Here is a 24,091-nt window from a genome sequence, read left to right as displayed (position 1 = left end):
TGGACATGGATGACAACCTGGTTCTCGGCGCGATGCTCTTCGGCACGGTTCAGGACGAGCGCAGCTCGTTCGAGATCCTCGACCACTTCGTGGCCGCGGGCGGCGTCTGGATCGACACGGCCGACTGCTACGCGTTCTGGGCCGACCCCACCGGCTTCGGCGGCCGCAGCGAGGAGCTGCTCGGACGCTGGCTCGCCGCCCGGCCCGGCGTCCGCGACCGGGTGCGGATCAGCACCAAGGTCGGCTGCGAGCCGACCGAGGCCGGGCGCTTCCCGGAGACCGCGGAGGGCCTCTCGGCCCGCGCGGTCAAGAACGCCGTCGAGGGCAGCCTGCGCCGCCTCGGCACCGACCACGTCGAGATGTACTGGGCGCACATGCCCGACCCGGTCACGCCGCTGGAGGAGACCGTCGCGGCCTTCGGCGAGCTGGTGTCCGCGGGGACGGTCGGCCGGCTCGGCTGCTCCAACTACCCGGTCTGGCAGATCGAGCGCGCCCGGCAGATCGCGCGGGCCCAGGGCGCCGAGGGCTTCACCGCCGTGCAGCAGCACCACACGTACCTGCGGCCGCTCCCCGGCACCCGGCCGACCGTGTCGCACCGCTTCGGCGCGGTCACCGACGAGGTGCTGCACTACCTGGAGCACCACCGGGAGATGGAGCTGTGGGCGTACACGCCGCTCTTGAGCGGCGGCTACACCCGCGAGGACAAGCCGCTGCCCGCGGAGTACGACCACCCCGGCACGGCGCGCCGCCTCGCGGTGCTCGACGAGATCGCCGCCGAGACCGGCACGAACCGCAACCGCGTCGTCCTGGCCTGGCTGACCGGCGGCCGGCCGGCCGCCACCCCGATCGTCGGCGTCAGCACGGTCGCCCAACTCGACGAGGCGATCGCCGCAACCGCCCTCCCCCTCACCGCCCCCCAACGCGCCCGTCTGAACGCCGCCGCCTGACCGGCCGACCGGCCGCGTCGGCCGCGTCGGCCGCGTCGGCCGCGTCGGCCGGCTGAGCGGACCGGGCGCGCCCCGGGGGGGCGGCCGGCCGGGGCCGATGGGGTCCGGCCGGAGGCCGGGTGGCCGACCCGGGCGGTCGGCGTCGGCTGGCGCCCGGCCGGGGCCGGCCGACCGGCCGCCGCCCGAACCGGACCGGGCGCGTCCCGCGAGGGGCCGTTGGCCGAAGGCCGGTGGACGGCCTGAGCGGTCTGATCGGTCGGCGGCGGGACGCCGGGCCCCCGCCCCCCGGCCGGGGACGGTCGACCGACGTCAGCCGTCGGCTGGCCGAGCCCGCACCGGGCCGGGCGCGACCCACGGGGGTCGGCCGGCAGGGGCCGACCCGGGGTGGCCGCCGCCGGACCGCACCGGACCGCACCGGACCGCACCGGACCGCACCGGGCCGGGCGCGCGCCCGCAGGGGGTCGGCCGGTCGGGGTGACGCCCGGAAGGGCGGGGCGGTGCGGGTGGGAGGTCAGCGGGTCACCGCGGTTTCGCGGGTCACGCGCGAGAGCTTTTGGGGGTTGCGCACCACGTAGAGCGCGCCGATGAGGCCGTCGTCGATGCGGAGCGTGACGACGGCCTCGATCTCGGGGCCGATCCGGATGATCAGTGCGGGGCAGCCGTTGATCTGGGCCGGTTCGACCGCGGCGGTGCCGACGAGCAGGGGGAGGCCCTGGGAGAGGGTGCCGGCCACGCTGTCGGCGCCGACGAGCGGCTGGGTGGCGGCGGGCCTGATGCCGCCGCCGTCGCCGATGAGGACGACGTCGGGGGCGAGCAGGTCGAGCAGGTCGCGCAGGTCCCCGGTCTCGACCGCCTGCTGGAACGCCCTGAGCGCGCGTCCCGCCTCGGCCGCGGAGACCGTGCCGTGCGGCCGGCGGGCGGCGACGTGCGCGCGTGCCCGGTGGGCGATCTGGCGGACCGTCGCCGGGCTCTTGTCGACGGCCTCGGCGATCTCCTCGTACTCCGCGCCGAACACCTCGCGCAGCACGAACACGGCCCGCTCGGTGGGCCGGAGCGTCTCCAGTACGAGCAGCATCGCCGTCGAGACGCTGTCGGCCAGCTCGACGTCCTCGGCCACGTCGGGCGCCGTCAGCAGCGGTTCGGGCAGCCAGGGGCCGACGTACGTCTCCTTGCGGCGGGCCAGGGTGCGCAGCCGGTCGAGCGCCTGGCGGGTGGCGATCCTGACCAGGTAGGCGCGCGGGTCGCGCACCGCGCCGAGGTCGACGCCCGCCCACCGCAGCCAGGTCTCCTGCACGGCGTCCTCCGCGTCGGCGGCGGACCCGAGCATCTCGTAGGCGACGGTGAACAGCAGGCTGCGGTGGGCGACGAACGCCTCGGTGGCGCGGTCGCGTTCGGGGCGGCCGCCGGGGTCGAGCGGTCCGGCCGGGTACGTCGTTCGCTCGTCCATCGCCGGTTCCTCGCCCTTCGCCTCGCGGATGCGCCACCCATGGGACGCCGGTCCCCGCCGCCGCGTGACACCCGTGTGCGGTGGCGCACGTCACATCGCGGCGCTGTCACGGACGCGGGGGCGCCGCCATCTCGTGTTCGTCCCGGTGTCCGCGACAGCGGACCCATCGTCACCCGTGAGGACCCGCACCTATGGAACCCCGATTCGACCTGCTCGACAGCCCGACCGCCGCGAAGGTCGCCAAGCGCTTCTACACCACCTCCCTGGCCCTCCAGCAGTCGGCGCTGCCCAGGACCCTTCAGGAGCTGCTGCAGTTGCGCGTCAGCCAGATCAACGGCTGCGGCTTCTGCGCCGACGCCCACATCAAGGAGGCCGCGGCGGCCGGCGAGACACCGCTGCGGGTCGGCCTGGTCGCCGCCTGGCGGCACACCACCGTGTTCACCGCGGCCGAGCGGGCCGCGCTGGCGTTCGCCGAGGAGGGCACCCGGGTCGCCGACGCCGACGAGGGCGTGTCCGACGCGACCTGGGCCGCGGTGCGCGAGCACTACGACGACGACCAGGTCGGCGCCCTGGTCTGCCTGGTCGCGCTGATCAACGCGGCCACCCGGATGGGGGTGATCGTGCACAGCCAGGGCGGCTCCTACGAGCCGGGCGCGTTCGCCGCGCTCGCCTGACGCCGGTCCGCCCCCGCCGGGCACCCGGCGGGGGCGGACCGGCCGGCAGGACCGGGCGGTCCGCGGTCAGGGGTCAGCGGTCCGCGGTCAGCCGCAGGACGCGCACAGCCCCCGGTAGGTGACCTCGACCTGGGCGACCGTGAAGCCGAACCGCTGGTCGGGGGGCAGGTCGGCGAGGGGGTCGCCGGTGGGGTGGACGTCGCGGATGGTGCCGCAGCCGGAGCAGACCAGGTGCTGGTGCGGGCGGTGGGCGTTGGGGTCGTACCGCTTGGCGCGGCCGTCGGTGGCGACCTCGATGACCTCGCCGAGGGAGACCAGCTCGCCCAGGGTGTTGTAGACGGTGGCCCGGGAGATCTCGGGCAGCCGGTCCGCCGCCCGGGCGTGCACCTCGTCTGCGGTCAGGTGCACGTGGTCGCCGTCGAGGACCTCGGCCACGACGCGCCGCTGGGAGGTCATCCGCCAGCCGCGCCCCCGCAGTCTGTGCAACAGGTCACTCATGTCGGTTCACCTTTTCAGGTCCGCGGATGCCCGAGGCTACCAGTGGTGTCCGGAATCCGATCGGATACGCAATTGGCGTCCTTCTTGACTTGGACTGAGTCCATCGTAGGATCGGTTCCGGTGATAGCCAAGGGACAGGAAGACTCCAGTACGGCAGGAGCGGAGACGTGGCCCCCTCCGTGGGACTGCGGCAGTCCCCGAGTCACCCCGCAGTGCCCGAGCCCCGTGGTCCGCCCGGTCCGGAAGGATTCCCATGTCTGAGAACCATGATGCAATCGTCGTAGACGCGAAGTCGGAGGGCGAGGGCGGCTGCCCGGTCGCGCACGATCGCGCACCCCACCCCACGCAGGGCGGCGGGAACCGCGCCTGGTGGCCGGAGCGGCTGAACGTCAAGATCCTCGCCAAGAACCCGGCGGTGTCCAACCCGCTGGGCGAGGAGTTCGACTACGCTGCGGCGTTCCAGAGCCTCGACCTGCCGGCCGTCAAGCAGGACATCACCGAGGTGCTCACCACCTCGCAGGACTGGTGGCCGGCCGACTTCGGCCACTACGGCCCGCTGATGATCCGGATGGCCTGGCACAGCGCCGGCACCTACCGGATCAGCGACGGCCGCGGCGGCGCCGGCGCCGGCCAGCAGCGCTTCGCGCCGCTCAACAGCTGGCCCGACAACGTCAACCTGGACAAGGCCCGCCGGCTGCTGTGGCCGGTGAAGAAGAAGTACGGCCAGAGCCTGTCCTGGGCCGACCTGCTGATCCTGGCGGGCAACGTCGCGCTGGAGTCGATGGGCTTCGAGACCTTCGGCTTCGCCGGCGGCCGCGTCGACGTGTGGGAGCCCGAGGAGGACGTCTACTGGGGCCCCGAGACCACCTGGCTCGACGACAAGCGCTACACCGGCGACCGCGAGCTGGAGACCCCGCTCGGCGCGGTCCAGATGGGCCTGATCTACGTCAACCCCGAGGGCCCCAACGGCAACCCGGACCCGCTGGCCTCCGCCCGCGACATCCGTGAGACCTTCCGCCGGATGGCGATGAACGACGAGGAGACCGTCGCGCTGATCGCCGGCGGCCACACCTTCGGCAAGACCCACGGCGCCGGACCGGCCGAGAGCGTCGGCGACGACACCGAGGCCGCCCCGATGGAGGCCCAGGGCCTCGGCTGGAAGAGCACCCACGGCACCGGCAAGGGCGCCGACGCCATCACCTCCGGTCTGGAGGTGACCTGGACCACCACGCCCACCCGGTGGAGCAACGGCTTCTTCGACAACCTCTTCGGCTACGAGTGGGAGCTGACCAAGAGCCCGGCCGGCGCCCACCAGTGGAAGCCGAAGGACGGCGCGGGCGAGGGCACCGTCCCCGACGCGCACGACGCCTCGAAGCGGATCGCCCCGTCGATGCTCACCACCGACCTCGCGCTGCGCGTCGACCCGGTCTACGAGCAGATCTCCCGCCGCTTCCACGAGAACCCGCAGGAGTTCGCGGACGCCTTCGCGCGCGCCTGGTACAAGCTGACGCACCGCGACATGGGCCCCAAGTCGCTGCTGCTCGGCCCGGAGGTCCCGCAGGAGACCCTGCTGTGGCAGGACCCGCTGCCGGCGGCCGAGGGCCAGTCGATCGGCGCGGACGACGTCGCCGCGCTGAAGCAGAAGCTGCTCGACTCGGGCCTGACCGTCTCGCAGCTGGTCACCACCGCCTGGGCGTCCGCCTCGACCTTCCGGGCCAGTGACAAGCGCGGCGGGGCCAACGGCGCCCGCATCCGCCTTCAGCCGCAGCGCGGCTGGGAGGTCAACCGGCCGGACGAGCTGGGCGTGGTGCTGAGCACCCTGGAGGGCATCCAGCGGGAGTTCAACGCCGGCTCCGGGGCGGCGAAGGTCTCCGTCGCCGACCTGATCGTGCTCGGAGGCACCGCGGCCGTGGAGAAGGCCGCCGCCGACGCCGGGTTCGCGGTCGAGGTCGGGTTCACCGCCGGCCGGGTCGACGCGACCGACGAGCACACCGACGCGGAGTCGTTCGCCGCGCTCGAGCCGAGCGCCGACGGCTTCCGCAACTACACCGGCAAGGGCAACCGGCTGCCGGCCGAGTACCTGCTGCTGGACCGGGCGAACCTGCTGAGCCTGAGCGCTCCGGAGCTGACCGTCCTGGTGGGCGGGCTGCGCGTGCTGGGCGCCAACCACGACGGCTCCAAGGCCGGCGTGCTGACCGCGACCCCGGGCGTCCTGACCAACGACTTCTTCGTCAACCTGCTCGACCTGGGCACGACGTGGACGTCGACCTCCGAGGACCAGAGCACCTTCGAGGCGCGCGACGCGGCCGGCGCGGTCACCTGGACCGGCACCCGCGCCGACCTGGTCTTCGGCTCCAACTCCGAACTGCGGGCGGTCGCGGAGGTCTACGCGAGCGACGACGCGAAGGAGAAGTTCGTGAAGGACTTCGCCGCCGCGTGGACCAAGGTCATGGAGCTGGACCGGTTCGACCTGGTCTGACCGCCCCGCGGGGGCCGCGCACCCGCACACCCCGCACACCCACGGCGTCCGGACCGGCCTGCCCAGGCCGGCCCGGACGCCGTGCGTCCGGCGCCCGCCGACGACTGACGGCCGGCGGCCGGGCGCCGACAGCCGGCGGCGGTGTCAGCGGCCCGGTATAGCGTGGGGCCGTGCTCGACGCCGAGGAGGTCCGCCGCATCGCGCTGTCCCTGCCGGGGACGGTCGAGAAGGAGCTGTGGAACCATCCCACCTTCCACGTGGCCGGCCGGATGTACGTCACGGTGCCCGGCGACGGGACGTCGTTCGCGGTCCGCTGCCCGCGGCACGAGCGGGCCGAGCTGATCGCGGCGGAGCCGGCGAAGTTCTGGGTGCCGCCGCACGAGGCGCACTCCTCATGGGTACGGGCCCGGCTGGCGGCGCTCGACGACCGCGCCGAGCTGTACGACATCCTCGTCGACTCCTGGCGGCAGGCCGCACCCCGGGACCTCGCGGACTCCTTTCCCTGAGCCGCCGCGCGCCGCGGGAGCGCCCGCGCCTGCTGATCGCCGCCTGCTGATCGCCGCGGGCGCTGCCGCGGCCGGCGGCGCGGGCTCACGTCCGCCGCCGAGCCGCCTTCCTCCGCCCGCCCCGCCGGCCCGCCCCGGCAATGCCCCCGGCCCCGCCCGACTCCGCGGCCGCCGCGATGTTCCGGGCCATCCCGCCGAAGACGGCCGCGTGGAAGGGGGCGACGCTCCACCAGTACGCGTGCCCGGCCAGGCCGTGCGGCTGGAACAGCGCCTGCTGCCGGTACACCGTGCGCCCCTGCCGGTCCTGGTCCACGTACATCACCAGCCAGGCCCGGCCCGGCACCCGCATCTCCGCCCGGAGCCGCAGCAGCCGGCCCCGCTCGATCCGCTCGACCCGCCAGAAGTCCAGCACGTCGCCGTCCTCCAGGTGGGCCGCGTCCCGGCGGCCGCGGCTCAGGCCCACCCCGCCCCACAGCGTGTCCAGCCAGCCCCGCACCGACCAGGCCAGCGGCCAGGAGTACCAGCCGTTCTCGCCGCCGATGCCCTCGACCACCCGCCACAGCTGCTCGGGCGTCGCGGCGACGGTGCGGGCGCGGCGGTCGGAGTAGAGGCTGCCGCCCGCCCAGCCCGGGTCGGTCGGCAGTGGATCGCCGGGCGCGGAGTGGGCCGCCGGGTCGGCGGCGCGGCTGCTCGCGTCCGCGCCGCCGACCCACTGCAGGGCCAGCAGCAGCGACCGGTCGAGGCCGGCGCGTCCCTCCGGCGGGTCCGGCACGTAGCGCGCGATGTCGCCCTCGCGGCAGACCACCTCGTGCTTCAGCGACTCGACGAGCGGCTTGGCCAGGCCGCCGGGCACCGGCGTGACCAGGCCGACCCACAGGCTGGACAACCGCGGGGTGAGCAGCGGCACCGGCAGGATGAGCCGCCGGGGCAGCCGGGCGGCGGCGGCGTACCGCTGCATCATCTCCTGGTAGGTGACGACGTCGGGGCCGCCGATGTCGAAGGTCCTGTTCACGTCGTCCGGCAGGCCCACGCATCCGACGAGCAGGCGCAGCACGTCGTGCACGGCGATGGGCTGGGTGCGGATGCGCACCCACGCGGGGGTCACCATCACCGGGAGCCGCTCGGTGAGGTAGCGCAGCATCTCGAACGAGGCCGATCCCGATCCGATGACCACCGCGGCCCGCAGCACGGCGGTCGGCACGCCGGAGGCGAGCAGGATGCGGCCGACCTCGGCGCGCGAGCGCAGGTGGGGGGAGAGGTCGTGCTCGGGGACGTCCGGCGGGTTGAGACCGCCGAGGTAGACGATCCGCCGCACGCCGGCGGCCCGCGCCTGCTCGCCGAAGACGGTGGCGGCCCGCCGGTCGGTGTCCTCGAAGCCGCGGCCGGTGCCGAGGGCGTGCACCAGGTAGTAGGCGACGTCCACGTCCTGCATGGCCTCGCGCACGGACGCGGCGTCCGTGACGTCGCCGCGCACGGACTCCGTCCGCTCCGCCCAGGCGTGGCCGCGCAGCTTGGCGGGCGAGCGGACCAGGCAGCGTACGGAGTGGCCGGCGGCGAGCAGTTCGGGTACGAGCCTGCTGCCGATGTAGCCGGTGGCTCCGGTCACCAGGCAGCGCTGCGGCGTTTCGGGTCCCATGTCACTCCCGGAGGTGCGGCCTCTTTGCCGCGACGCCTGCCCGGCGGGCGCGGAGCGCAATCGCTGTTCACGATTCTGAACCCTTGTGCCGCGCCGGATGCCCCCGTACGGCGCAGCGCGGGAGCGGGTCCGGAGCGGCAGGGCCGGCGGCGCCGAGCGGCCGCCCTCCGGGTGAACCGCCCTGAGCTGCGGGAACACCGATCGTCCAACTCCGGTGCGCGCGCGATTCGTTGACGTGCCGTAGCGGTCGTGCTATCCAAGTCAGGCGCCCCATTGGACTGGACCAAGTTCAGGTCAGTGAACTTCATACATCAGGAGGACCCCCCACATGAAGATCCGCGCCCAACTCCTCGCCACCGCGGTCGCCTTGACCACCGTCGGCACCCTCGGCTTCCTCGGCGGCAGCGCCCAGGCCGCCGACCCCGGCGTCGCCCCCGGCGGCAACTTCAACCTCTCCGTCTGGGAGCTGCAGGAGCCGGTCGGCTCCCCCGGCTCGCCGACCACCATCCCGTCCTCCCGACTCCAGGGGGCGAACGGGTTCCAGGACTCGTACTTCTACACCGACACCCGCGACGGCGCGATGACCTTCTGGGCGCCGGAGAAGGGCGTCACCACCCCGAACTCGAACTACGCGCGCTCCGAGCTGCGGGAGATGAACAGCAACGGCAGCGCCGCCGACTGGTCGCTCGCCGGCAGCCACAAGCTCAGCGCGACGCTGCGCGTGGTGTCGGTGACCTCCAACGTGTGCGTCGGGCAGATCCACCTCGGCTCGGGCGGCAGCTCCACCAAGCCGCTGATCGAGCTGTACTACCACTCCAACGGCGACATCGTCGCCGGCACCGAGAACTCGCCGGACGGCGGCCAGACGACACACACGGTCGGCCACGTGTCGGTCGGCAAGACCTGGACCTACACGATCGCGGTCTCCGGCGGCCACACCATCGACCTGACGGTCAACGGCAGCACCACGCACTACGCCATACCGTCGTCCTTCAACGCCTACAAGCAGTACTTCAAGGCGGGTTCGTACAACCAGTCGTCGTCCAGCAGCACCACCAAGGGCGCCCGGGTGGCCTTCTACGGGCTGACCGTCTCGCACAGCTGAGCGCCCCCTGCCGGACGCCGCTCGACCCGCCCGCACGGCCCCCCACGGCCCGGGGCGCTCCGCCACCTCCCTCCGCCGCGCCGTCAACCCCGTTCGCCATCAGGGCTCTTGACGGCGCGGCACGGGGGAGGACACTATCCGTGGAACGTTAGGAACCTTTCCTAACTACGGTCGGCACGCCCCCCCGTGCCGCCGCAGTCCGCTCTCCCCCCACGCCCCCCCACGTACGACCGAAGGGCTGACATGAACAGGACTTCCGGAATCGTCTCGCTCGCCGTCGCGGCGAGCCTCGGCTCCGCGGGCCTCCTCGCCACGACCGCGCTTCCCGCCCAGGCCGCCGCGGCCTCCTTCCCCGCCCACTACTCCGCGCCCTACCTGGAGCTGAGCAGCTCCAGCGCCGCCGACATGGCCGCCGACATGAAGGCCACCGGCACCAGCCACTACACGCTGGCCTTCCTGATCCCCAAGTCCGGCTGCACCGCGAAGTGGGAGGACGGCGACGCCTCCGTCGGCTCCTTCACCTCCCAGATCAACGCGCTGAAGGCGGCGGGCGGCGACGTCGTCATCTCCTTCGGCGGCGCCGAGGGCGGCGAGCTCGCGCAGACCTGCACCTCGGTCTCCAGCCTGACCGCCGCCTACCAGAAGATCGTCACCACCTACGGCGTCACCCGGCTCGACTTCGACATCGAGGGCCCGGTGCTGGACAACACCGCCGCCAACTCCCGCCGCGACCAGGCGCTCGCCGCGCTCCAGGCGGCGAACCCCGCGGTGCAGGTCGACTACACCCTCCCCGTCGACCCCGACGGCCTGGAGTCCGACGCCCTCAACCTGCTCAAGGACGCCAAGAGCAAGGGCGTCAAGGTCAACCTCGTCAACATCATGACGATGGACTTCGGCGACGGCGAGAACGCCCTGGCCGACGCCGAGTCGGGCGCCAACGCCACCCACACCCAGCTCACCAGCCTCTACGGCGGCACCTCCGCCGCGGTGTGGAACAAGATCGGCCTGACCCCGATCGCCGGCCGCAACGACGACGACGAGAACTTCACCCAGGCGAACGCGTCCACCCTGGAGAGCTTCGCCGCCTCCAAGGGCGTCCAGGAGCTGGCGTTCTGGGAGGTCGACAGCTACGACAAGGCGACCGGCTACGCCTACTCGAAGATCTTCAACAAGCTCACGTGAGGCCCGGCCGGGGCCCGCGGCGTGACGGCGCCCGCGGGCCCCGGTCCGACGTGGCACGTGTCACCCCGGATCGGGGAATCGGGCCCGGCGTGGCGCGGCTGAGCATGTACGAGGTCGCGCAGCCGGGGGACCTGCGGACACGGAAGCGGACAAGGAAGCCCATCGCATGTACAAGAACATCCTCACCGCCGTCGACGGTTCGGCCCACGGCGCGGCGGTGCTGGACGCCGCCGCGTCCCTCGCCAAGCTCACCGGCGGGCGGGTCCACGTCATCCACATCCGCGCCTCGGAGATCATCGCCGCGGGCCTGACCGGCGGCACCGTCGTGCCGGTCGAGGAGACCACGGCCGGCCGGCAGGTCCTGGACGAGGCGCTCGCCCGGCTGCGGGCCGACGGGATCACCGCCGACGGCGAGGTGGACGAGGGCATGCGCCATGACCTCGCGGCCATCCTGGTGGAGCGCGCCGAGGCGCTCGGCAGCGACCTCATCGCGGTGGGCCCCGGCCACTACAGCGGCATCTCCGGCCTGCTGCACACCAGCGTCAGCCAGGGCGTCGCGCGGACCTCCCCGGTGTCGGTGCTGCTGGTGCACGACGCGGCCTGAGCACCGTCCGGCACGCGGCGGCGGGGGCGCGGCACATCGTCGCGCCCCCGCCGCCGTCTCGCCGACGCGGCGTCAGTTCACCGAGTAACCCATCACGTCCGCCACGACGTTGACCGAGCCGTACGGGTTGTAGAGCCCGACCTGCCCGTGCCCCAGCGGGAGGTAGACGAGCTGGGACGTGATCTGCCCGCGCGGGAACACCAGGGCCTGCATCGAGGGCTGGAAGGTGTTGCGGTCGCCCCACGCGACGAGGTAGCCGGTGGAGGACGGGGCCAGCGCGGTCAGGTTCAGCAGCACCCCGGTGGCCCCGGCGGGGACGCCGCCGAACCCCGCGGCCTTGAAGACGAGCCGCCCGGTGGCCGGGATCGGCCCCTTCCGGGCGTTGACGCCCAGCCGGGTGTCGAGGACCCGCACCGGGGCGGCCGTCGCCGTCACCGGCATGTTGATCGAGGAGCCGGACACCAGCGGCAGGTAGAACCCCTCCACCGAGGCGGTCAGGTCCACCGAGCCGAAGTTGTTGTACAGCGTCACCCGGCCCTGGCCGTCCACCGGGACCACGATCGTCGCCGACCGGGCCTCCCCCGCACCGAAGCTCAGCTCCGAGGCGTACGGCACCTTGCCGCCCGCCCGGTACGCGCTGACGAAGCTCGCCGCCGTCGCGTGCGTGGCCGTCACGTCGAGGACCACGGCGGTCGCCGCCGACTCGACGGAGTTGCGCTGCCGCGAGAGCGCGGTGAAGGTGAGCGACCTGCCCTGGCCGAGCTTGCCGGTCTTCGGCAGGCCGTTGCCGCCGGTGGTGTCCAGCACCTCGTGGAACTCGCCCCAGATCGCGGCGTCGTTCGCCAGCACCGTGCCGGTCTGCGCGGACGGGGCGGTGGTGGTCCAGCCCTCGGCGTCCACCGCGAGGCCGACGCTCCCGGCCGAGTTGTAGACGTACACCGAGCCGTCCGGGCCGACCGGCACGTTCACCAGGTTCGCGGTGGACGCGCCCTGGTGGAAGGTCAGGTCGGAGACGGGCGGGCGCTTCGCGCCGGTCGGGTAGACGGTGATCGAGCCGCCGGCGGTGGGGTGGCTGACGGTGAGGTTCAGCAGCACCGAGGCGGCCTGCCCGATGCCGCCGGCGCCGGCCACCTTCATCCGGACGGTGCGGCCGGGACCGAGCGGCGCCTCGGCCACGCCCAGCCCCAGGTGGGTGTCGAGGATGCGGGCCGGGTCCATCGGCACGAAGACCGGGCCGACGACGGCCTTGGCGGTCGCCGTCGCAGTCCGCCCGCCGGCGTCGGTCACGGTGCCGGTGAGGGTGTAGGTGCCGGGCCTGGCGTAGGCGTGCGTCAGGCCCTCGCACGATGCGCCCTGGCTGGCCTGCGGCGTCCCGTCGCCGAAGGAGACCCGGCAGGAGCTGACGCTGAAGGGGCTGGTCGACCGGTCGCGGACGGTCACCGTCATCGGTGCCTGCGCGTCCTGCTGGGCGACGCTGATCGCGGCGGCCAGCGGGGCCATCGGCAGGACGCTGAAGGAGACGCGGTAGCTTCGCCCCGGCTCGGTGACGGTCGCCGTGTAGAGGCCGTCGGCGGCGGCCGCCGCGGGCAGCGCGAGGCCCGCCGCGAGCAGTGAGAGCACGGCGGCGCACGCCCTGCGGGATCCGGCCACGTGGTCCCCCCCTGGGTCCAAGCCGGGGCGTATGCAGGCCGGTCGGACGGCCGCGGCACACACCCGGGATACGCAGCGGAAGATATCACCGGCGCGCGACGGCAGTGCGCGGCCATGTGGGGCTTTGCCGAAGCGGCAACGAGGGTGGCCGGGCGCGCGCCGGCCGGCGCATGATCGGCCGGGACCGCCACAGGACGCCGCCACGGGACGCCGGCACGGGAGCCGGGCGGCCACCGGACGCTGGAGGAAGCATGCCGCAGCAGGATCCGACCACCGCCGCCACGCACCGCCTGGTGCCCTCGCCCGCCGGACGCGTCCACCTGGTGGAGCAGGGCGCCGGGCCGCTGGTGCTGCTCGTGCACGGCTTCCCCGAGTCCTGGTACTCCTGGCGCCGCCAGCTGCCGGCGCTGGCCGCCGCCGGATACCGCGCGGTCGCGGTGGACGTGCGCGGCTACGGCCGTTCGTCCCGGCCCGCCGACCCGGCCGCCTACCGGATGGTCGAGCTGGTCGCGGACGCCGCCGCGGTGGTCGAGGCGCTCGGCGAGCGCACCGCGGCGGTCGTCGGGCACGACTGGGGGTCGGGCATCGCCGCGAACTGCGCGCTGCTGCGGCCCGACGTCTTCCACGCGGTGGGGATGCTCAGCGTCCCCTACACCCCGCGCGGCGGCCGCCGGCCCAGCGAGGTCTTCGAACGCCTCGGCGACGACGAGGAGTTCTACGTCTCCTACTTCCAGCAGCCCGGCCGCGCCGAGGCCGAGATCGAGCCGGACGTGCGCGGCTGGCTCGCCGGGATCTACGCGGCGCTGTCCGCCGACACCATGGCGGCGCCCGGCGAGCCGACCCCGCACTTCGTCCCGCCCGGCGGCCGGATGCGCGACCGGTTCCCCGCCGGCCCGCTCCCCGGCTGGCTCAGCGACGCCGAACTCGACTTCTACGCGTCCGAGTTCGAGCGCACCGGGCTGACCGGCGGGCTCAACCGCTACCGCTGCATGGACCGCGACTGGGAGGACCTCGCCGCCTTCGACGGCGCCCCGATCCGCCAGCCCGCCCTCTTCGCCGGCGGCGGCCTCGACCCCTCCACCACCTGGCTGGCCGACGCGATCGACGCCTACCCGACCACCCTCCCCGCCCTGCACACCTCCCGCGTCCTCGACGGCTGCGGCCACTGGATCCAGCAGGAACGCCCCGCCGAACTCAACGCCCTCCTCACCGACTGGCTGAACGCGGTCACACCTCGACGCTGACGCCAGGCGCCTCGCGTCCCGCGCCCGGGGTCACGCGCCGGCCCCCGCCCGCCGGCCCACGCGTCGGCCCGTCACGCGTCGGCCATCGGCGGCATCCCGCCCTCGGTGGTGCTCATGTCGATGACGGTGAAGTGGGCGCCCTGGGGGTCGGTGAGGGCGGCGAAGCGGCCGAAGGGGCTGGTCATCGGGCCGAACCTGAGGATCGCGCCGTGGTCCACCGCGCGCTTGACCGCGGCGTCGCAGTCGTCGGTGGCGAAGTAGACGTTGATGTAGGAGGGGACCTCCGGGGGGAACTCCTCGCCCATCCTCATCCGGCCGAGCACCGGGTTGTCCTTGCCGCCGAGGCTGAAGACCATGAAGTCGACGTGCTCGTCGGCCATCTTCTGCGCCTGGTACGGGAAGACCTCCGACAGGAAGGCGTCCGCGGTGCCCGGGTCGCGGGTGAAGACCTCGGCCCAGGCGTACGCGCCCGGCTCGCCGCGCTTCTCGAAGCCCTTGTGCCCGCCCGGCTGCCAGACGCCGAAGGCCGCACCGCTCGGCTCCCTGGCGAGGGCCATCGTGCCGAACGCGCCGACCTGCATCGGCTCCATCAGCACCTGGCCGCCCGCCGCCTTCACCTTCTCGGTGGTCGCCGCGGCGTCCGGGGAGGCGAAGTACAGGCACCAGGCCGACTGGCCCTCGGCGCCCGGCATCGGCGGCACGATCGCCGCGACGGCCTTCCCGTCGGAGTACGCCTGCGTGTAGTCGCCGTACTCGGACGCGCTCTCTCCGAAGGTCCAGCCCAGCACCTCCCCGTAGAAGCTCTTGGCGCCCTCCAGGTCGGAGAACATCGCGTCCGCCCAGCACGGCGTGCCTTCCGGGAACTCGGTCATGATCCAGACTCCGTCGTTCGAGATCAGCGGGGAATTCGTCCCCCTGGTTCCGTTCATCTCTCGTGGACCCATTCGCCCCCTTAACCCCTTTCGCCCACGCTAGTCAGTCCGTGCGCCGCCCGCGCGGGGAACCGCCGGATCGGGGCCCGGGGGGAGAGGATGGCGGCATGGACATCACCGTGCGGCTGGCCCAGGACCCGGCGGCCGACGAACTGCTCGGCCGCAGCCCGCTCGCCCTGCTCGTCGGGATGCTGCTCGACCAGCAGGTGCCGATGGAGTGGGCGTTCTCCGGCCCGTACACGATCGCGCGGCGCCTGGGCGCGGACGACCTCGACGCGCACGCCATCGCCGCGTACGACCCGGAGGGGTTCGCCGCGCTGCTCGCCGAGAAGCCGGCCGTGCACCGCTACCCGGGGTCGATGGCCACCCGGGTGCAGCAGCTGTGCCAGTACCTCGTCGACACCTACGGCGGCGACGCGGCCGCGGTGTGGGAGGGCGCGGCCGACGGCGCGGAGCTGCTCGGCCGGCTCAAGGCGCTGCCGGGCTTCGGCGAGCAGAAGGCGAGGATCTTCCTTGCGCTGCTCGGCAAGCAGGCCGGGGTGCGCCCCAGCGGCTGGCGCGCGGCCGCCGGCGACTACGGCCAGGAGGGCTCGTGCCGGTCGGTGGCGGACATCACCGGCCCCGAATCGCTGGCGAAGGTGCGGGCGCACAAGCAGGAGGCGAAGGCCGCCGCGAAGGCCGCGAAGGCTGCGAAAGCGGCGGAGAAGGGCTGACCAGGGGCCTGCGGCGACCCGCCGGACGGGTGATCCGGGGCGGCGAATCCCCCACCGGGATCGGGACTGTGTTACTGTCGAAACAGTTGCAGTTTTGGTACCCATGAACTCTGTGTGCGCCTGACGGGATGTGACCCCTCGGGCGCATTTTTGTTTGCGGCCTCCAGATGGGGTCAATGCAGCGACGCCGGACCCGCGCAGTGTGGATCCGGGAACTGCCCCTATCAGAGGAGATTGACATGGCCACCGGCACCGTGAAGTGGTTCAACGCGGAAAAGGGCTTCGGCTTCATCGAGCAGGACGGCGGCGGCGCCGACGTCTTCGCCCACTACTCGAACATCGCTGCCCAGGGCTTCCGCGAGCTCCACGAGGGCCAGAAGGTCAGCTTCGACGTCACGCAGGGCCAGAAGGGCCCGCAGGCGGAGAACATCGTTCCGGCCTGACCTGGGACATCCGCCGCGGGAGGCTTCTCCCGTAGCGGTCTCGGCCGGGTCCCGCACTTCAGGGCGCGGGCCCGGCCGTTCGCTTTTCCTGACGCGCCCCTGTGAGCGCGCGTCACGCACACCCCGCGCATCCCGCGCCGCGCGCACAGAGCAGTGCGCGCCCATGAGCGTCGCTATTACGGCGCATCGCCGCCACCCGTGAGTTGCCGGCGTCACCCGCCCGGCTCGTTCTGCGGATCTCCGCCCCGCTCCTTTCTTCTCTGCGGAGTCTTCTCCGGCACGCGCCGCCGTACGAGAAATGACTTCGTGATGAACGAAAACCTCCATGGCCGCAACCCGGCCAGGTCCCGCCCGCGCAAGCGCCGCGAATTCGCCGGCTCCGGTGATTCCGGCGCCGCCACCACCGTACGGGCCGGCGCCCCGGCGCCCGTCGAGGCCCCCGCAGAACCCGCCGCTCCCCTCGCCGCGTCCTTCGCGGAGCTGAACATGCCCGAGCCGCTGCTCGCCGAGCTGGGCCGGCAGGGCGTCACCGTCCCCTTCCCGATCCAGGCCGCGACGCTCCCCAGCTCGCTGGCCGGACGGGACGTTCTGGGCCGCGGCAGGACCGGTTCCGGCAAGACGCTCGCCTTCGGGCTGGCGCTGCTGGCGCGCACCGCGGGCTCGCGGGCCGAGGCCCGGCAGCCGCTGGCCCTGGTGCTGGTCCCCACCCGGGAGCTGGCCCAGCAGGTCACCGACGCGCTGACGCCCTACGCGAGGGCGCTGCGGCTCCGGCTGACCACCGTCGTCGGCGGCCTCTCGGTGCGCCGCCAGGCGCTCGCGCTGCGGGACGGCGCGGAGATCGTCGTCGCCACCCCCGGCCGCCTGCGCGACCTGGTCGAACGCGGCGACTGCCGGCTCGACAAGGTCGCCATCACCGTCCTGGACGAGGCCGACCAGATGTCCGACCTCGGCTTCCTGCCGCAGGTCACCGCGCTGCTGCGGCAGGTCCGCCCCGACGGGCAGCGGATGCTGTTCTCCGCCACCCTCGACGGCGACGTCGACCGGCTGGTCCGCTCGTTCCTGACCAACCCGGTCCGGCACAGCGTCGACCCCTCCGCGGGCTCGGTCACCACCCTCGCCCACCACCTGCTGCGGGTCACCGCCGAGGACAAGCGCGCGGCCACCGTGCGCATCGCCGCCCGCGACGGCCGCGTGCTGTTCTTCCTGGACAGCAAGCGCGCGGTGGACCGGCTCACCACCGGACTGCTCGCCGCGGGCGTACGGGCCGGGGCGCTGCACGGCGGCAAGTCCCAGCCGCAGCGCACCCGCGTCCTCACCCAGTTCAAGTCCGGCGAGGTCACCGCACTGGTGGCCACCAACGTGGCCGCGCGCGGCATCCACATCGACGACCTCGACCTGGTCGTCAACGTCGACCCGCCCGCCGACCACAAGGACTACCTGCACCGCGGCGGCCGTACCGCCAGGGCCGGGGCGTCCGGCAGCGTCGTCACGCTGGTGCTGCCCGAGCAGCGCCGCGACACCGACCGGCTGATGGCCAAGGCCGGCATCGTCGCGCAGTCCACCGCCGTCCACTCCGAGGACGCGGAACTCGCCAGGATCACCGGCGCGCGGCAGCCCTCCGGGGTGCCCGTCGCGGTGCACGTGCCGGCGCAGCCGGTGCGGGTCGGCCGGGGCGGCGCCCCGGCCGGCGGCGGGCGGGGGCGCGGTCGCGCACCCCGTGCCGGAGCGCCGGGCGGTGGCGGCGCCCCGGCCGCGGGCCGCGCGGGACACGGCGGCCGCACCGGCCGCTCCCAGGCCCCGGCGCGCCGCGGACGTGCCGGATGACGCCCGTGGAGGCGACCGCGACGGTCGCCCGCGACGGCGAGGACACCGCCTGCGAGGGCAGCGACTTCGCCGGGCTGGCCCGCCGGATAGCCGCCTCGGGCCTGATGGCCCGCAGGCCGGGCTACTACTGGGTCCGGATCGGCGGGGTCGCGGTGCTGTACGTGGCGGCGTGGACGGCGTTCGCGCTGCTCGGCTCCTCGTGGTGGCAGCTGCTGGTCGCGGGCGCGCTCGGCGTGCTGTTCTCGCAGGTCGCGCTGGTCGCGCACGATCTCGCACACCGGCAGGTGTTCCGGCTGCGCCGGCCAAGCGAGACCGCGGGCCGGATCGCCGGCAACCTCTGCGTCGGCATGAGCTACGGCTGGTGGCAGGACAAGCACACCCGCCACCACGCCAACCCCAACCACGAGGAGCTCGACCCGGACGTCAACCCGGACATCCTCGTCTGGTCCCAGGACCAGGCCAGGAACGCCCGCGGGCTGGCGCGCTGGATCGGCGGCCGGCAGGCGTACTGGTTCTTCCCGCTGCTCACGCTGGAGGGCATGAACCTGCACGTCGCCGGGGTACGGGCACTGTTCCGTCCCGGCTACCGGCGGCGCGGCCTGGAGGCGTCCCTGCTCGGCGTGCACATCGCCGGCTACCTCGCGGCGCTGTTCCTCGTGCTCACGCCGCTGCAGGCGCTGGCCTTCCTCGCCGTCCACCAGGCCGTCTTCGGGGTCTACATGGGCTGCACGTTCGCGCCGAACCACAAGGGCATGCCGACGCTGACCGGCTCCGCGCGGCCCGACTTCCTCCGCCGCCAGGTGCTCACCTCGCGCAACGTCCGCGGCGGCCGCTTCATCGACGTGGTACTCGGCGGGCTCAACTACCAGATCGAGCACCACCTCTTCCCGAGCATGCCCACGCCGCACCTGCGCCGCGCCCAGCCGATCGTCCGGGCGTACTGCTCCGAACTCGGCATCTCCTACACGGAGAGCGGTCTGCTGGCCTCCTACGCGCAGGCGCTGCGCCACCTGCACCACGTCGGCGCACCGCTGCGGGCCACGCCGCAGCTCCCGTGACACCGCCCGCCGCCGGGTCCGTACGGGCACTGCTGTCGTCACTGCCGGAAACGTGAGAACGTGGGTTTCCGGCTCCACTCCCTCACCCCTCTCGAGGCATGATGCGCGTCACCATCGCCCGCCGCCACTTCTACTTCCACGCCAATGAGGTGGAGCAGGCGATGAACGGGGTCACCCCCGAGCCCGCCGTCACCGGCATGTCGGTGGACATCGGCGGCGTTCGCTACCCGATCATGCAGGTCGGCGCGGTGATCACCCGCCAGGACCGGCGCGACTTCAACGCGGGCGAGGTGCAGCGGGCGATGCAGGCGCTGGGCTTCCCCATCCACACCACGTCCGGCTGACGCCGGGCGGTTTCGGCCGGCGCGGCGCCGGCGGACGCCGGGCCGCACGAGCTCGACCCGGCCGACCTCGGCCGACCCAGCGGGACGCCGGCGCGCACCGGCGGACCCGCCCGGGCCCCGAGGCCGGCTGACGCCGACGCGCACCGGGCCGACCCGGCCGGCCCGGCGAACCCGGGGCTTCTGCGGCCGCCCGCCCCTCCCCGATCCGGCGGGCTTCGGCCCGCACCCCGGCCCGGCGGGCACCGACGGATTCGGCGGCCTTCGGCCCGCACGGGCCCCGGCTGACGCCGACCCACCGGCTTCGCCCGCCGGCCGACTCGGCGAGCCCGGCAGAGCCGGGCCTCTGCGGCCGCCCGCCGCTGCCCGATTCGGCGAAACGCCGACACGCACCCGGCCGGCGCACGCCGAGCCCGCACCGGCCCCGGCTGACGCCGACGACACCGGCTGCCGCCAGGCCCGCACCGGCCACCCCCGCCAAGCCCGGCAGAGCCGGGCCTCTGCCCGATTCGGCGAAACGCCGACACGCACCCGGCCGCCCGTCGCTGGCGGATTCGGCGCACGCCGACACGTACCCCGCCGCCACTCGACCGGCTCGGCCGCGCCGAATCTCGCTGACGCGGGCCCGCGGGTCCGCGGGGGGTGGGGTGGACGTTTGGGGTGGGGGATGACAGAAAGGGGGCGGTCTGCGGAAGGGTGAGGGGTACGCGTGATATCGGAACCGGAGTTGAGCGGGGGGCCGGAGGGGCCCGGCCCCGACCTGGCGGGGGATGTCGCCGAGGCGGACGGCTGGGGGCAGGCGCTGCGGGGCGGCCGCAGGGGGTGGGTCTGGGGGCTCGCCGGGATCGTCGTCGCGTCCGCCGGCTGGGCGGGCGGCCTGCAGGCGTACCACTCCCACCACGGCTCCGGCCCCGACATGCACGGGTACGCGCTCGGCGCCAGCCCCTGCGCGGGCGGCACGCTCAGCCCGCTGACGGACGCGCTGGAGCTCCACGACGCACAGGCGGTGTCACCGGCGGCGGTGCACCTCGGCGAGGCGCTGGACCAGATCCGCTGCACGCTGTCGGGGGCCTCGCCGCTGCCGCACGGCGGCACCGCCCGCTACGAGGTGTTCGTGACCATCGACCTGCACAAGCGGACCGATCCGAAGGCCGAGTTCGAGGACCAGCGGGACCTCAACCCCAGCGACATCAGCCCGGTCGAGGCGACGACGACCGTGCCGGGCCTCGGCGACGAGGCGTATCTGCTGACCGTCAGCGACCAGACCCGCGATCTGGAAGTCCTGCACGGCGGCGCGGTGTTCACCCTCACCCTCACCGGCTACAACAGGCTGCCGGTCTCCGACGACACCGTCAACGCCCTGCACACCCCCGACGTCTCCGCCGACGTCGGCCGGTTCCAGCCGGCGATGGTCGACGCGATGCGCCGGGTGATGAAGGACCAGGAGCGCGGCTGAGCGCGGCCGCTCACACCTCGAAGCGGTAGCCCATCCCCGGCTCGGTGATCAGGTGGCGCGGGCGGGTCGGGTCGGGTTCGAGCTTGCGGCGCAGCTGGGCCATGTAGACGCGCAGGTAGTTCGTCTCGGTGCCGTAGCTGGGCCCCCACACCTCCTGGAGCAGCTGGCGCTGGGTGATCAGCCGGCCGGCGTTGCGGGTGAGCACCTCCAGCAGGTGCCACTCGGTGGGCGTCAGCCGCACGTCCGCGCCGTCCCTGACGACCCGCTTCGCCGCCAGGTCGACGGTGAAGGACGCGGTCTCCAGCACGGCGGCGCCGGGGCCGGGGTCGGCGCGGCGGAAGGCCGCGCGCAGCCTGGCCAGCAGCTCGTCCATGGCGAACGGCTTGGTGACGTAGTCGTCCGCGCCGGCGTCCAGCGCCTCGACCTTCTCGCCCGAGGCGTGCCGTGCGGACAGCACGATGATCGGCACCCGGGTCCAGCCGCGCAGCCCGGCGATCACGTCGACGCCGTCCATGTCCGGCAGCCCGAGGTCGAGCAGCACCACGTCGGGGTGGCGTTCGGCGGCCAGCCGCAGCGCGGTCGCGCCGTCCGGGGCGGCGTCCACCTCGTACTTGCGCGCCCGGAGGTTGATCACCAGGGCCCGGACGATCTGCGGTTCGTCGTCGACCACCAGCACCCGGCTCATACGGGTCCCCCCTCGTCCGCGGCGCCGCCGGCGACCCGCAGCGTCAGTACCATCGTCAGCCCGCCGCCGGGGGTCTCCTCCGCGGTCAGCGTGCCGCCCATCGACTCGGCGAAGCCGCGGGCGACCGCGAGGCCGAGGCCGACGCCGTTGCCGCGCGGCGCGTCGCCGTACCGCTGGAACGGCTCGAAGATGCCGTCGCGCGCGGCCTCCGGGACGCCGGGGCCGCGGTCGGCGACGCGCAGCTCCACCCGGTCGCGCAGCGCGCTGGCCGCGACCAGCACCCGGCGGCCCGCCGGGCTGTACTTGACGGCGTTCTCGACGACGTTCGCCACGCTGCGTTCGAGGAGGCCGGGGTCGGCCGAGATCATGGGGAGGTCCTCCGGGATGTCGAGGTCGACCCGGTCGCGGGGCACCGCGGCCAGGGCCGCGGGCACCACCTCGTCGAGGTCGACCGGGGCGACCAGCGGGCTGACCGTGCCGGTCTGCAGCCGGGACATGTCGAGCAGGTTGCCGATCAGGTGGTCGAGCCGGTCGGCGCCGTCCTCGATGCCCGCCAGCAGCTCCGCCTCGTCGTCCGCCGACCAGGCGACGTCGTCGGAGCGCAGCGAGGTCACCGACGCCTTGATGCCGGCCAGCGGGGTGCGCAGGTCGTGCGAGACGGCGGCGAGCAGCGCGGTGCGGATGCGGTTGCCCTCGGCCAGCTCGCGGGCCCTGGCGGCCTCGTCGGCCAGCCGCTGCCGGTCCAGCACGCCGGCCGCCTGGGCGGCGAACGCGGACAGCACCCGCCGGTCGGAGGCGGGGAGCACCCGGCCGCCGAGCGTCAGCAGCAGCCGCTCGTTGACGGCGACCTCCACGTCGGCGTCGCCAGGGCGGTCGTGCGGGCCGCCGCCGGCCGCGCCGGCCCTGGTCCACGGGCCGCGCGCGTCGTGGCGCTCCCACAGTGCGGCCGACGCCATCCCGAAGGTCTCCCTGACCCGTTCCAGCAGCGCCCCGAGGGTGTGCTCGCCGCGCAGCACGCTGCCCGCGAGGTACGACAGGATCTCGGCCTCCGACTGGAGCCGCGCGGCCTGCTCGGTGCGGCGCGCGGCGAGGTCGACCACCGAGGCGACCGCGGCGGCCACCACCACGAAGACGACGAGCGCGGTGATGTTCTGGCCCTCGGCGATGGTGAAGGCGTGGGTGGGCGGCGTGAAGTAGTAGTTGATCAGCAGCGAGCCGCCGACTGCGCAGGTCAGCGCCGGGTAGAGGCCGCCGAGCAGCGCGGTGGCGACGGTCAGGGTCAGGAACAGCAGCATGTCCGTGGCCAGGCTCGGACCGCCCTGCCACGGCGTCAGCGCGGCGGTCAGCAGCAGCGGCCCGCCGACGCCGGTCAGCCAGCCGGCCAGCACCCGGGTGCGGCCCAGCCGGGCGCCGCGGGCGACGGGCAGCGCGCGGCCGCCGCCGGCGTGCTCGTGGTTGACGATGTGCACGTCGAGGTCGGTGCCGCCGCCGCGGGCCACGGTCGCGCCGACGCCGGGGCCGAGCACGTACTGCCAGGCGGGGCGGCGGCTCGCGCCGAGCACGATCTGGGTGGCGTCGGCGCCGCGGGCGAAGTCGAGCAGCGCGGACGGCACGTCGTCGCCGACGACCTGGTGGAAGGAGCCGCCGAGGTCCTCGACCAGGGTCCGCTGCGCCGCGGTCTCCTCGGTCGGGGCGCCGCCGCCGGCGAGGGCGGCGTCCTGGTAGCCGCGGGCCCCTCGGCCGCCGCTGCGCACCACGTGCACCGCGAGGATCTCGCCGCCGGACGCCTTCGCGGCCAGCCGCGCGGCGCGCCGCAGCAGGGTCGCGCCCTCCGGGCCGCCGGTCAGGCCGACCACGATGCGCTCCCGGGCCCGCCAGGCCGCGGAGATGGCGTGCTCGGCGCGGTACTGCCGCAGGTGCTCGTCGGCGCGGTCGGCGGTCCACAGCAGCGCCAGTTCGCGCAGCGCGGTGAGGTTGCCTGGCCGGTAGTAGTCCGACAGCGCGGCGTCCACGCCCTCCGGCGGGTGGATGCGGCCGTCCGCGAGGCGGCGCCGCAGGCCCTGCGGCGACAGGTCCACCAGTTCGATCCGCTCGGCGGTGCGGACCACCTCGTCGGGCACCGTCTCGCGCGGGCGCACCCCGGTGATCGACTCGACGATGTCGCCGAGGGACTCCAGGTGCTGGATGTCGAGGGTGGTCACCACGTCGACGCCGGCCCCGAGCAGCTCCTCGACGTCCTGCCAGCGCTTGGGGTGGCGGGCGCCGGACGGGTTGGCGCTCGCGAGGTCGTCGACCAGCGCGGTGCGCGGGGCGCGGGCGAGCACCGCGGCGACGTCGAGCGCGCCGCCGGGCCCGGCGGGGAGCGTGTCCAGGCCGCGCAGCAGCGCCTCGACGGGGGCCCGGCCGCGGGTCTCGACGCGGGCGGCGAGCACCGCGTCGCCACGTCCCCGGCAGTCGCGGGCGGCGGACAGCATGGCGGAGGTCTTGCCCACACCGGGGGCGGCCCCCAGGTACACGCACAGACTGCCGCGCGCTGTCGCTTCCACGCAGCTCACTGTAGGTCCGCGGGAGGCCGCGAACATCACCGAGCCGGGCGTACCGGCCGATATTGACGGCCCCTTGACGAGGCGCTTCATCCGTCCGCGCGCCGCCCCCGCCCCGCCGCAG

At 74.3% G+C, this 24,091-nt stretch carries 21 protein-coding genes; 14 read left to right on the top strand and 7 right to left on the bottom strand.

Going from position 1 to position 24,091, the window contains the following annotated elements:
* The first annotated feature begins 5 nt into the window (after positions 1 to 5).
* Positions 6 to 947, top strand: coding sequence for an aldo/keto reductase (locus V2S66_RS04810; protein WP_330793156.1), 942 nt, complete (start codon positions 6 to 8; stop codon positions 945 to 947).
* A gap of 511 nt (positions 948 to 1,458) precedes the next feature.
* On the opposite strand, the gene V2S66_RS04805 is transcribed toward V2S66_RS04810, so the two are convergent.
* Positions 1,459 to 2,394 (bottom strand): RNA polymerase sigma-70 factor, encoded by a 936-nt coding sequence (locus V2S66_RS04805; RefSeq protein WP_330793155.1) that lies wholly within the window; start codon positions 2,392 to 2,394, stop codon positions 1,459 to 1,461.
* Between the two features lie 191 nt (positions 2,395 to 2,585).
* On the opposite strand from V2S66_RS04805, the gene V2S66_RS04800 reads away from it, so the two are divergent.
* Positions 2,586 to 3,068: a carboxymuconolactone decarboxylase family protein gene (locus tag V2S66_RS04800; protein WP_330793154.1), complete on the top strand. Its 483-nt coding sequence runs from the start codon at positions 2,586 to 2,588 to the stop codon at positions 3,066 to 3,068.
* Positions 3,069 to 3,155: 87 nt separating this feature from the next.
* On the opposite strand, the gene V2S66_RS04795 is transcribed toward V2S66_RS04800, so the two are convergent.
* Positions 3,156 to 3,566: a Fur family transcriptional regulator gene (locus V2S66_RS04795; RefSeq protein ID WP_330793153.1), complete on the bottom strand. Its 411-nt coding sequence runs from the start codon at positions 3,564 to 3,566 to the stop codon at positions 3,156 to 3,158.
* Between the two features lie 253 nt (positions 3,567 to 3,819).
* Here V2S66_RS04795 and katG point away from each other — a divergent pair, with 253 nt between their 5' ends.
* Together katG and V2S66_RS04785 are read left to right on the top strand one after the other, a co-directional pair.
* On the top strand, positions 3,820 to 6,045 hold the full coding sequence (katG, locus tag V2S66_RS04790; RefSeq protein WP_330793152.1) for a catalase/peroxidase HPI: 2,226 nt from the start codon (positions 3,820 to 3,822) through the stop codon (positions 6,043 to 6,045).
* Positions 6,046 to 6,215: 170 nt separating this feature from the next.
* Positions 6,216 to 6,551, top strand: a complete 336-nt coding sequence (locus V2S66_RS04785) for an MmcQ/YjbR family DNA-binding protein (protein WP_330793151.1) — start codon at positions 6,216 to 6,218, stop codon at positions 6,549 to 6,551.
* 85 nt (positions 6,552 to 6,636) lie between these two features.
* Here V2S66_RS04785 and V2S66_RS04780 read toward each other — a convergent pair whose 3' ends face one another.
* Entirely contained in the window at positions 6,637 to 8,187 is a 1,551-nt protein-coding gene (locus tag V2S66_RS04780) for an SDR family oxidoreductase (RefSeq protein WP_330793150.1), read from the bottom strand.
* Between the two features lie 328 nt (positions 8,188 to 8,515).
* On the opposite strand from V2S66_RS04780, the gene V2S66_RS04775 reads away from it, so the two are divergent.
* From V2S66_RS04775 to V2S66_RS04765, 3 genes are all read left to right on the top strand, one after another.
* Complete coding sequence (locus V2S66_RS04775) at positions 8,516 to 9,292, top strand: polysaccharide lyase family 7 protein (RefSeq protein ID WP_330793149.1); 777 nt, start codon at positions 8,516 to 8,518, stop codon at positions 9,290 to 9,292.
* Between the two features lie 243 nt (positions 9,293 to 9,535).
* Complete coding sequence (locus tag V2S66_RS04770) at positions 9,536 to 10,474, top strand: glycosyl hydrolase family 18 protein (RefSeq protein WP_330793148.1); 939 nt, start codon at positions 9,536 to 9,538, stop codon at positions 10,472 to 10,474.
* A 166-nt stretch (positions 10,475 to 10,640) separates the two neighbouring features.
* The gene (locus V2S66_RS04765) at positions 10,641 to 11,078 is read left to right on the top strand and encodes a universal stress protein (protein WP_330793147.1); all 438 of its coding nucleotides are present in this window, start codon (positions 10,641 to 10,643) and stop codon (positions 11,076 to 11,078) included.
* 72 nt (positions 11,079 to 11,150) lie between these two features.
* Here V2S66_RS04765 and V2S66_RS04760 read toward each other — a convergent pair whose 3' ends face one another.
* The gene (locus tag V2S66_RS04760) at positions 11,151 to 12,728 is read right to left on the bottom strand and encodes a PKD domain-containing protein (protein WP_330793146.1); all 1,578 of its coding nucleotides are present in this window, start codon (positions 12,726 to 12,728) and stop codon (positions 11,151 to 11,153) included.
* Between the two features lie 251 nt (positions 12,729 to 12,979).
* On the opposite strand from V2S66_RS04760, the gene V2S66_RS04755 reads away from it, so the two are divergent.
* Entirely contained in the window at positions 12,980 to 13,972 is a 993-nt protein-coding gene (locus V2S66_RS04755; protein ID WP_330793145.1) for an alpha/beta fold hydrolase, read from the top strand.
* Between the two features lie 71 nt (positions 13,973 to 14,043).
* Here V2S66_RS04755 and V2S66_RS04750 read toward each other — a convergent pair whose 3' ends face one another.
* On the bottom strand, positions 14,044 to 14,844 hold the full coding sequence (locus V2S66_RS04750) for a VOC family protein (RefSeq protein ID WP_330793144.1): 801 nt from the start codon (positions 14,842 to 14,844) through the stop codon (positions 14,044 to 14,046).
* 167 nt (positions 14,845 to 15,011) lie between these two features.
* Here V2S66_RS04750 and V2S66_RS04745 point away from each other — a divergent pair, with 167 nt between their 5' ends.
* The 6 genes from V2S66_RS04745 to V2S66_RS04720 all read left to right on the top strand — a co-directional run bounded on the left by V2S66_RS04745 (position 15,012) and on the right by V2S66_RS04720 (position 20,739).
* The gene (locus V2S66_RS04745; RefSeq protein ID WP_330793143.1) at positions 15,012 to 15,617 is read left to right on the top strand and encodes an HhH-GPD-type base excision DNA repair protein; all 606 of its coding nucleotides are present in this window, start codon (positions 15,012 to 15,014) and stop codon (positions 15,615 to 15,617) included.
* Positions 15,618 to 15,856: 239 nt separating this feature from the next.
* Positions 15,857 to 16,060, top strand: a complete 204-nt coding sequence (locus tag V2S66_RS04740; RefSeq protein ID WP_014179498.1) for a cold-shock protein — start codon at positions 15,857 to 15,859, stop codon at positions 16,058 to 16,060.
* A gap of 309 nt (positions 16,061 to 16,369) precedes the next feature.
* Positions 16,370 to 17,884 (top strand): DEAD/DEAH box helicase, encoded by a 1,515-nt coding sequence (locus tag V2S66_RS04735; RefSeq protein WP_413966286.1) that lies wholly within the window; start codon positions 16,370 to 16,372, stop codon positions 17,882 to 17,884.
* A complete protein-coding gene (locus tag V2S66_RS04730) occupies positions 17,881 to 18,942 on the top strand; it encodes a fatty acid desaturase family protein (RefSeq protein WP_330793142.1) in 1,062 nt (353 codons plus the stop codon). Before V2S66_RS04735 ends, V2S66_RS04730 begins: the two co-directional genes overlap by 4 nt.
* A gap of 98 nt (positions 18,943 to 19,040) precedes the next feature.
* A complete protein-coding gene (locus tag V2S66_RS04725) occupies positions 19,041 to 19,286 on the top strand; it encodes an SCO5918 family protein (protein WP_413966285.1) in 246 nt (81 codons plus the stop codon).
* Positions 19,287 to 19,992: 706 nt separating this feature from the next.
* Positions 19,993 to 20,739, top strand: a complete 747-nt coding sequence (locus tag V2S66_RS04720) for a hypothetical protein (RefSeq protein WP_330793141.1) — start codon at positions 19,993 to 19,995, stop codon at positions 20,737 to 20,739.
* 10 nt (positions 20,740 to 20,749) lie between these two features.
* On the opposite strand, the gene V2S66_RS04715 is transcribed toward V2S66_RS04720, so the two are convergent.
* Together V2S66_RS04715 and V2S66_RS04710 are read right to left on the bottom strand one after the other, a co-directional pair.
* Positions 20,750 to 21,424 (bottom strand): response regulator, encoded by a 675-nt coding sequence (locus tag V2S66_RS04715; RefSeq protein WP_330793140.1) that lies wholly within the window; start codon positions 21,422 to 21,424, stop codon positions 20,750 to 20,752.
* Complete coding sequence (locus tag V2S66_RS04710) at positions 21,421 to 24,006, bottom strand: ATP-binding protein (RefSeq protein ID WP_413966294.1); 2,586 nt, start codon at positions 24,004 to 24,006, stop codon at positions 21,421 to 21,423. The genes V2S66_RS04715 and V2S66_RS04710 overlap by 4 nt, the downstream gene beginning before the upstream one ends.
* Positions 24,007 to 24,091: the final 85 nt, after the last annotated feature.

The organism is Actinacidiphila polyblastidii, from assembly GCF_036353415.1.
GTDB classification, from domain to species: Bacteria; Actinomycetota; Actinomycetes; order Streptomycetales; family Streptomycetaceae; genus Actinacidiphila; species Actinacidiphila polyblastidii.
This window is presented reverse-complemented; position numbering and strand designations above follow the sequence as displayed.

What these genes read in the sequence shown, in the direction of transcription:
- V2S66_RS04770 (WP_330793148.1), top strand. Translation starts at nt 9,536, where the DNA reads ATGAACAGGACTTCCGGAATCGTCTCGCTCGCCGTCGCGGCGAGCCTC.
- V2S66_RS04735 (WP_413966286.1), top strand. Translation starts at nt 16,370, where the DNA reads ATGAACGAAAACCTCCATGGCCGCAACCCGGCCAGGTCCCGCCCGCGC.
- V2S66_RS04805 (WP_330793155.1), bottom strand. Translation starts at nt 2,394, where the DNA reads ATGGACGAGCGAACGACGTACCCGGCCGGACCGCTCGACCCCGGCGGC.
- V2S66_RS04730 (WP_330793142.1), top strand. Translation starts at nt 17,881, where the DNA reads ATGACGCCCGTGGAGGCGACCGCGACGGTCGCCCGCGACGGCGAGGAC.
- V2S66_RS04750 (WP_330793144.1), bottom strand. Translation starts at nt 14,844, where the DNA reads ATGACCGAGTTCCCGGAAGGCACGCCGTGCTGGGCGGACGCGATGTTC.
- V2S66_RS04740 (WP_014179498.1), top strand. Translation starts at nt 15,857, where the DNA reads ATGGCCACCGGCACCGTGAAGTGGTTCAACGCGGAAAAGGGCTTCGGC.
- V2S66_RS04725 (WP_413966285.1), top strand. Translation starts at nt 19,041, where the DNA reads ATGATGCGCGTCACCATCGCCCGCCGCCACTTCTACTTCCACGCCAAT.
- katG (WP_330793152.1), top strand. Translation starts at nt 3,820, where the DNA reads ATGTCTGAGAACCATGATGCAATCGTCGTAGACGCGAAGTCGGAGGGC.
- V2S66_RS04755 (WP_330793145.1), top strand. Translation starts at nt 12,980, where the DNA reads ATGCCGCAGCAGGATCCGACCACCGCCGCCACGCACCGCCTGGTGCCC.
- V2S66_RS04795 (WP_330793153.1), bottom strand. Translation starts at nt 3,566, where the DNA reads ATGAGTGACCTGTTGCACAGACTGCGGGGGCGCGGCTGGCGGATGACC.
- V2S66_RS04780 (WP_330793150.1), bottom strand. Translation starts at nt 8,187, where the DNA reads ATGGGACCCGAAACGCCGCAGCGCTGCCTGGTGACCGGAGCCACCGGC.
- V2S66_RS04810 (WP_330793156.1), top strand. Translation starts at nt 6, where the DNA reads ATGGATGACAACCTGGTTCTCGGCGCGATGCTCTTCGGCACGGTTCAG.
- V2S66_RS04775 (WP_330793149.1), top strand. Translation starts at nt 8,516, where the DNA reads ATGAAGATCCGCGCCCAACTCCTCGCCACCGCGGTCGCCTTGACCACC.
- V2S66_RS04715 (WP_330793140.1), bottom strand. Translation starts at nt 21,424, where the DNA reads ATGAGCCGGGTGCTGGTGGTCGACGACGAACCGCAGATCGTCCGGGCC.
- V2S66_RS04800 (WP_330793154.1), top strand. Translation starts at nt 2,586, where the DNA reads ATGGAACCCCGATTCGACCTGCTCGACAGCCCGACCGCCGCGAAGGTC.
- V2S66_RS04745 (WP_330793143.1), top strand. Translation starts at nt 15,012, where the DNA reads ATGGACATCACCGTGCGGCTGGCCCAGGACCCGGCGGCCGACGAACTG.
- V2S66_RS04765 (WP_330793147.1), top strand. Translation starts at nt 10,641, where the DNA reads ATGTACAAGAACATCCTCACCGCCGTCGACGGTTCGGCCCACGGCGCG.
- V2S66_RS04710 (WP_413966294.1), bottom strand. Translation starts at nt 24,006, where the DNA reads ATGTTCGCGGCCTCCCGCGGACCTACAGTGAGCTGCGTGGAAGCGACA.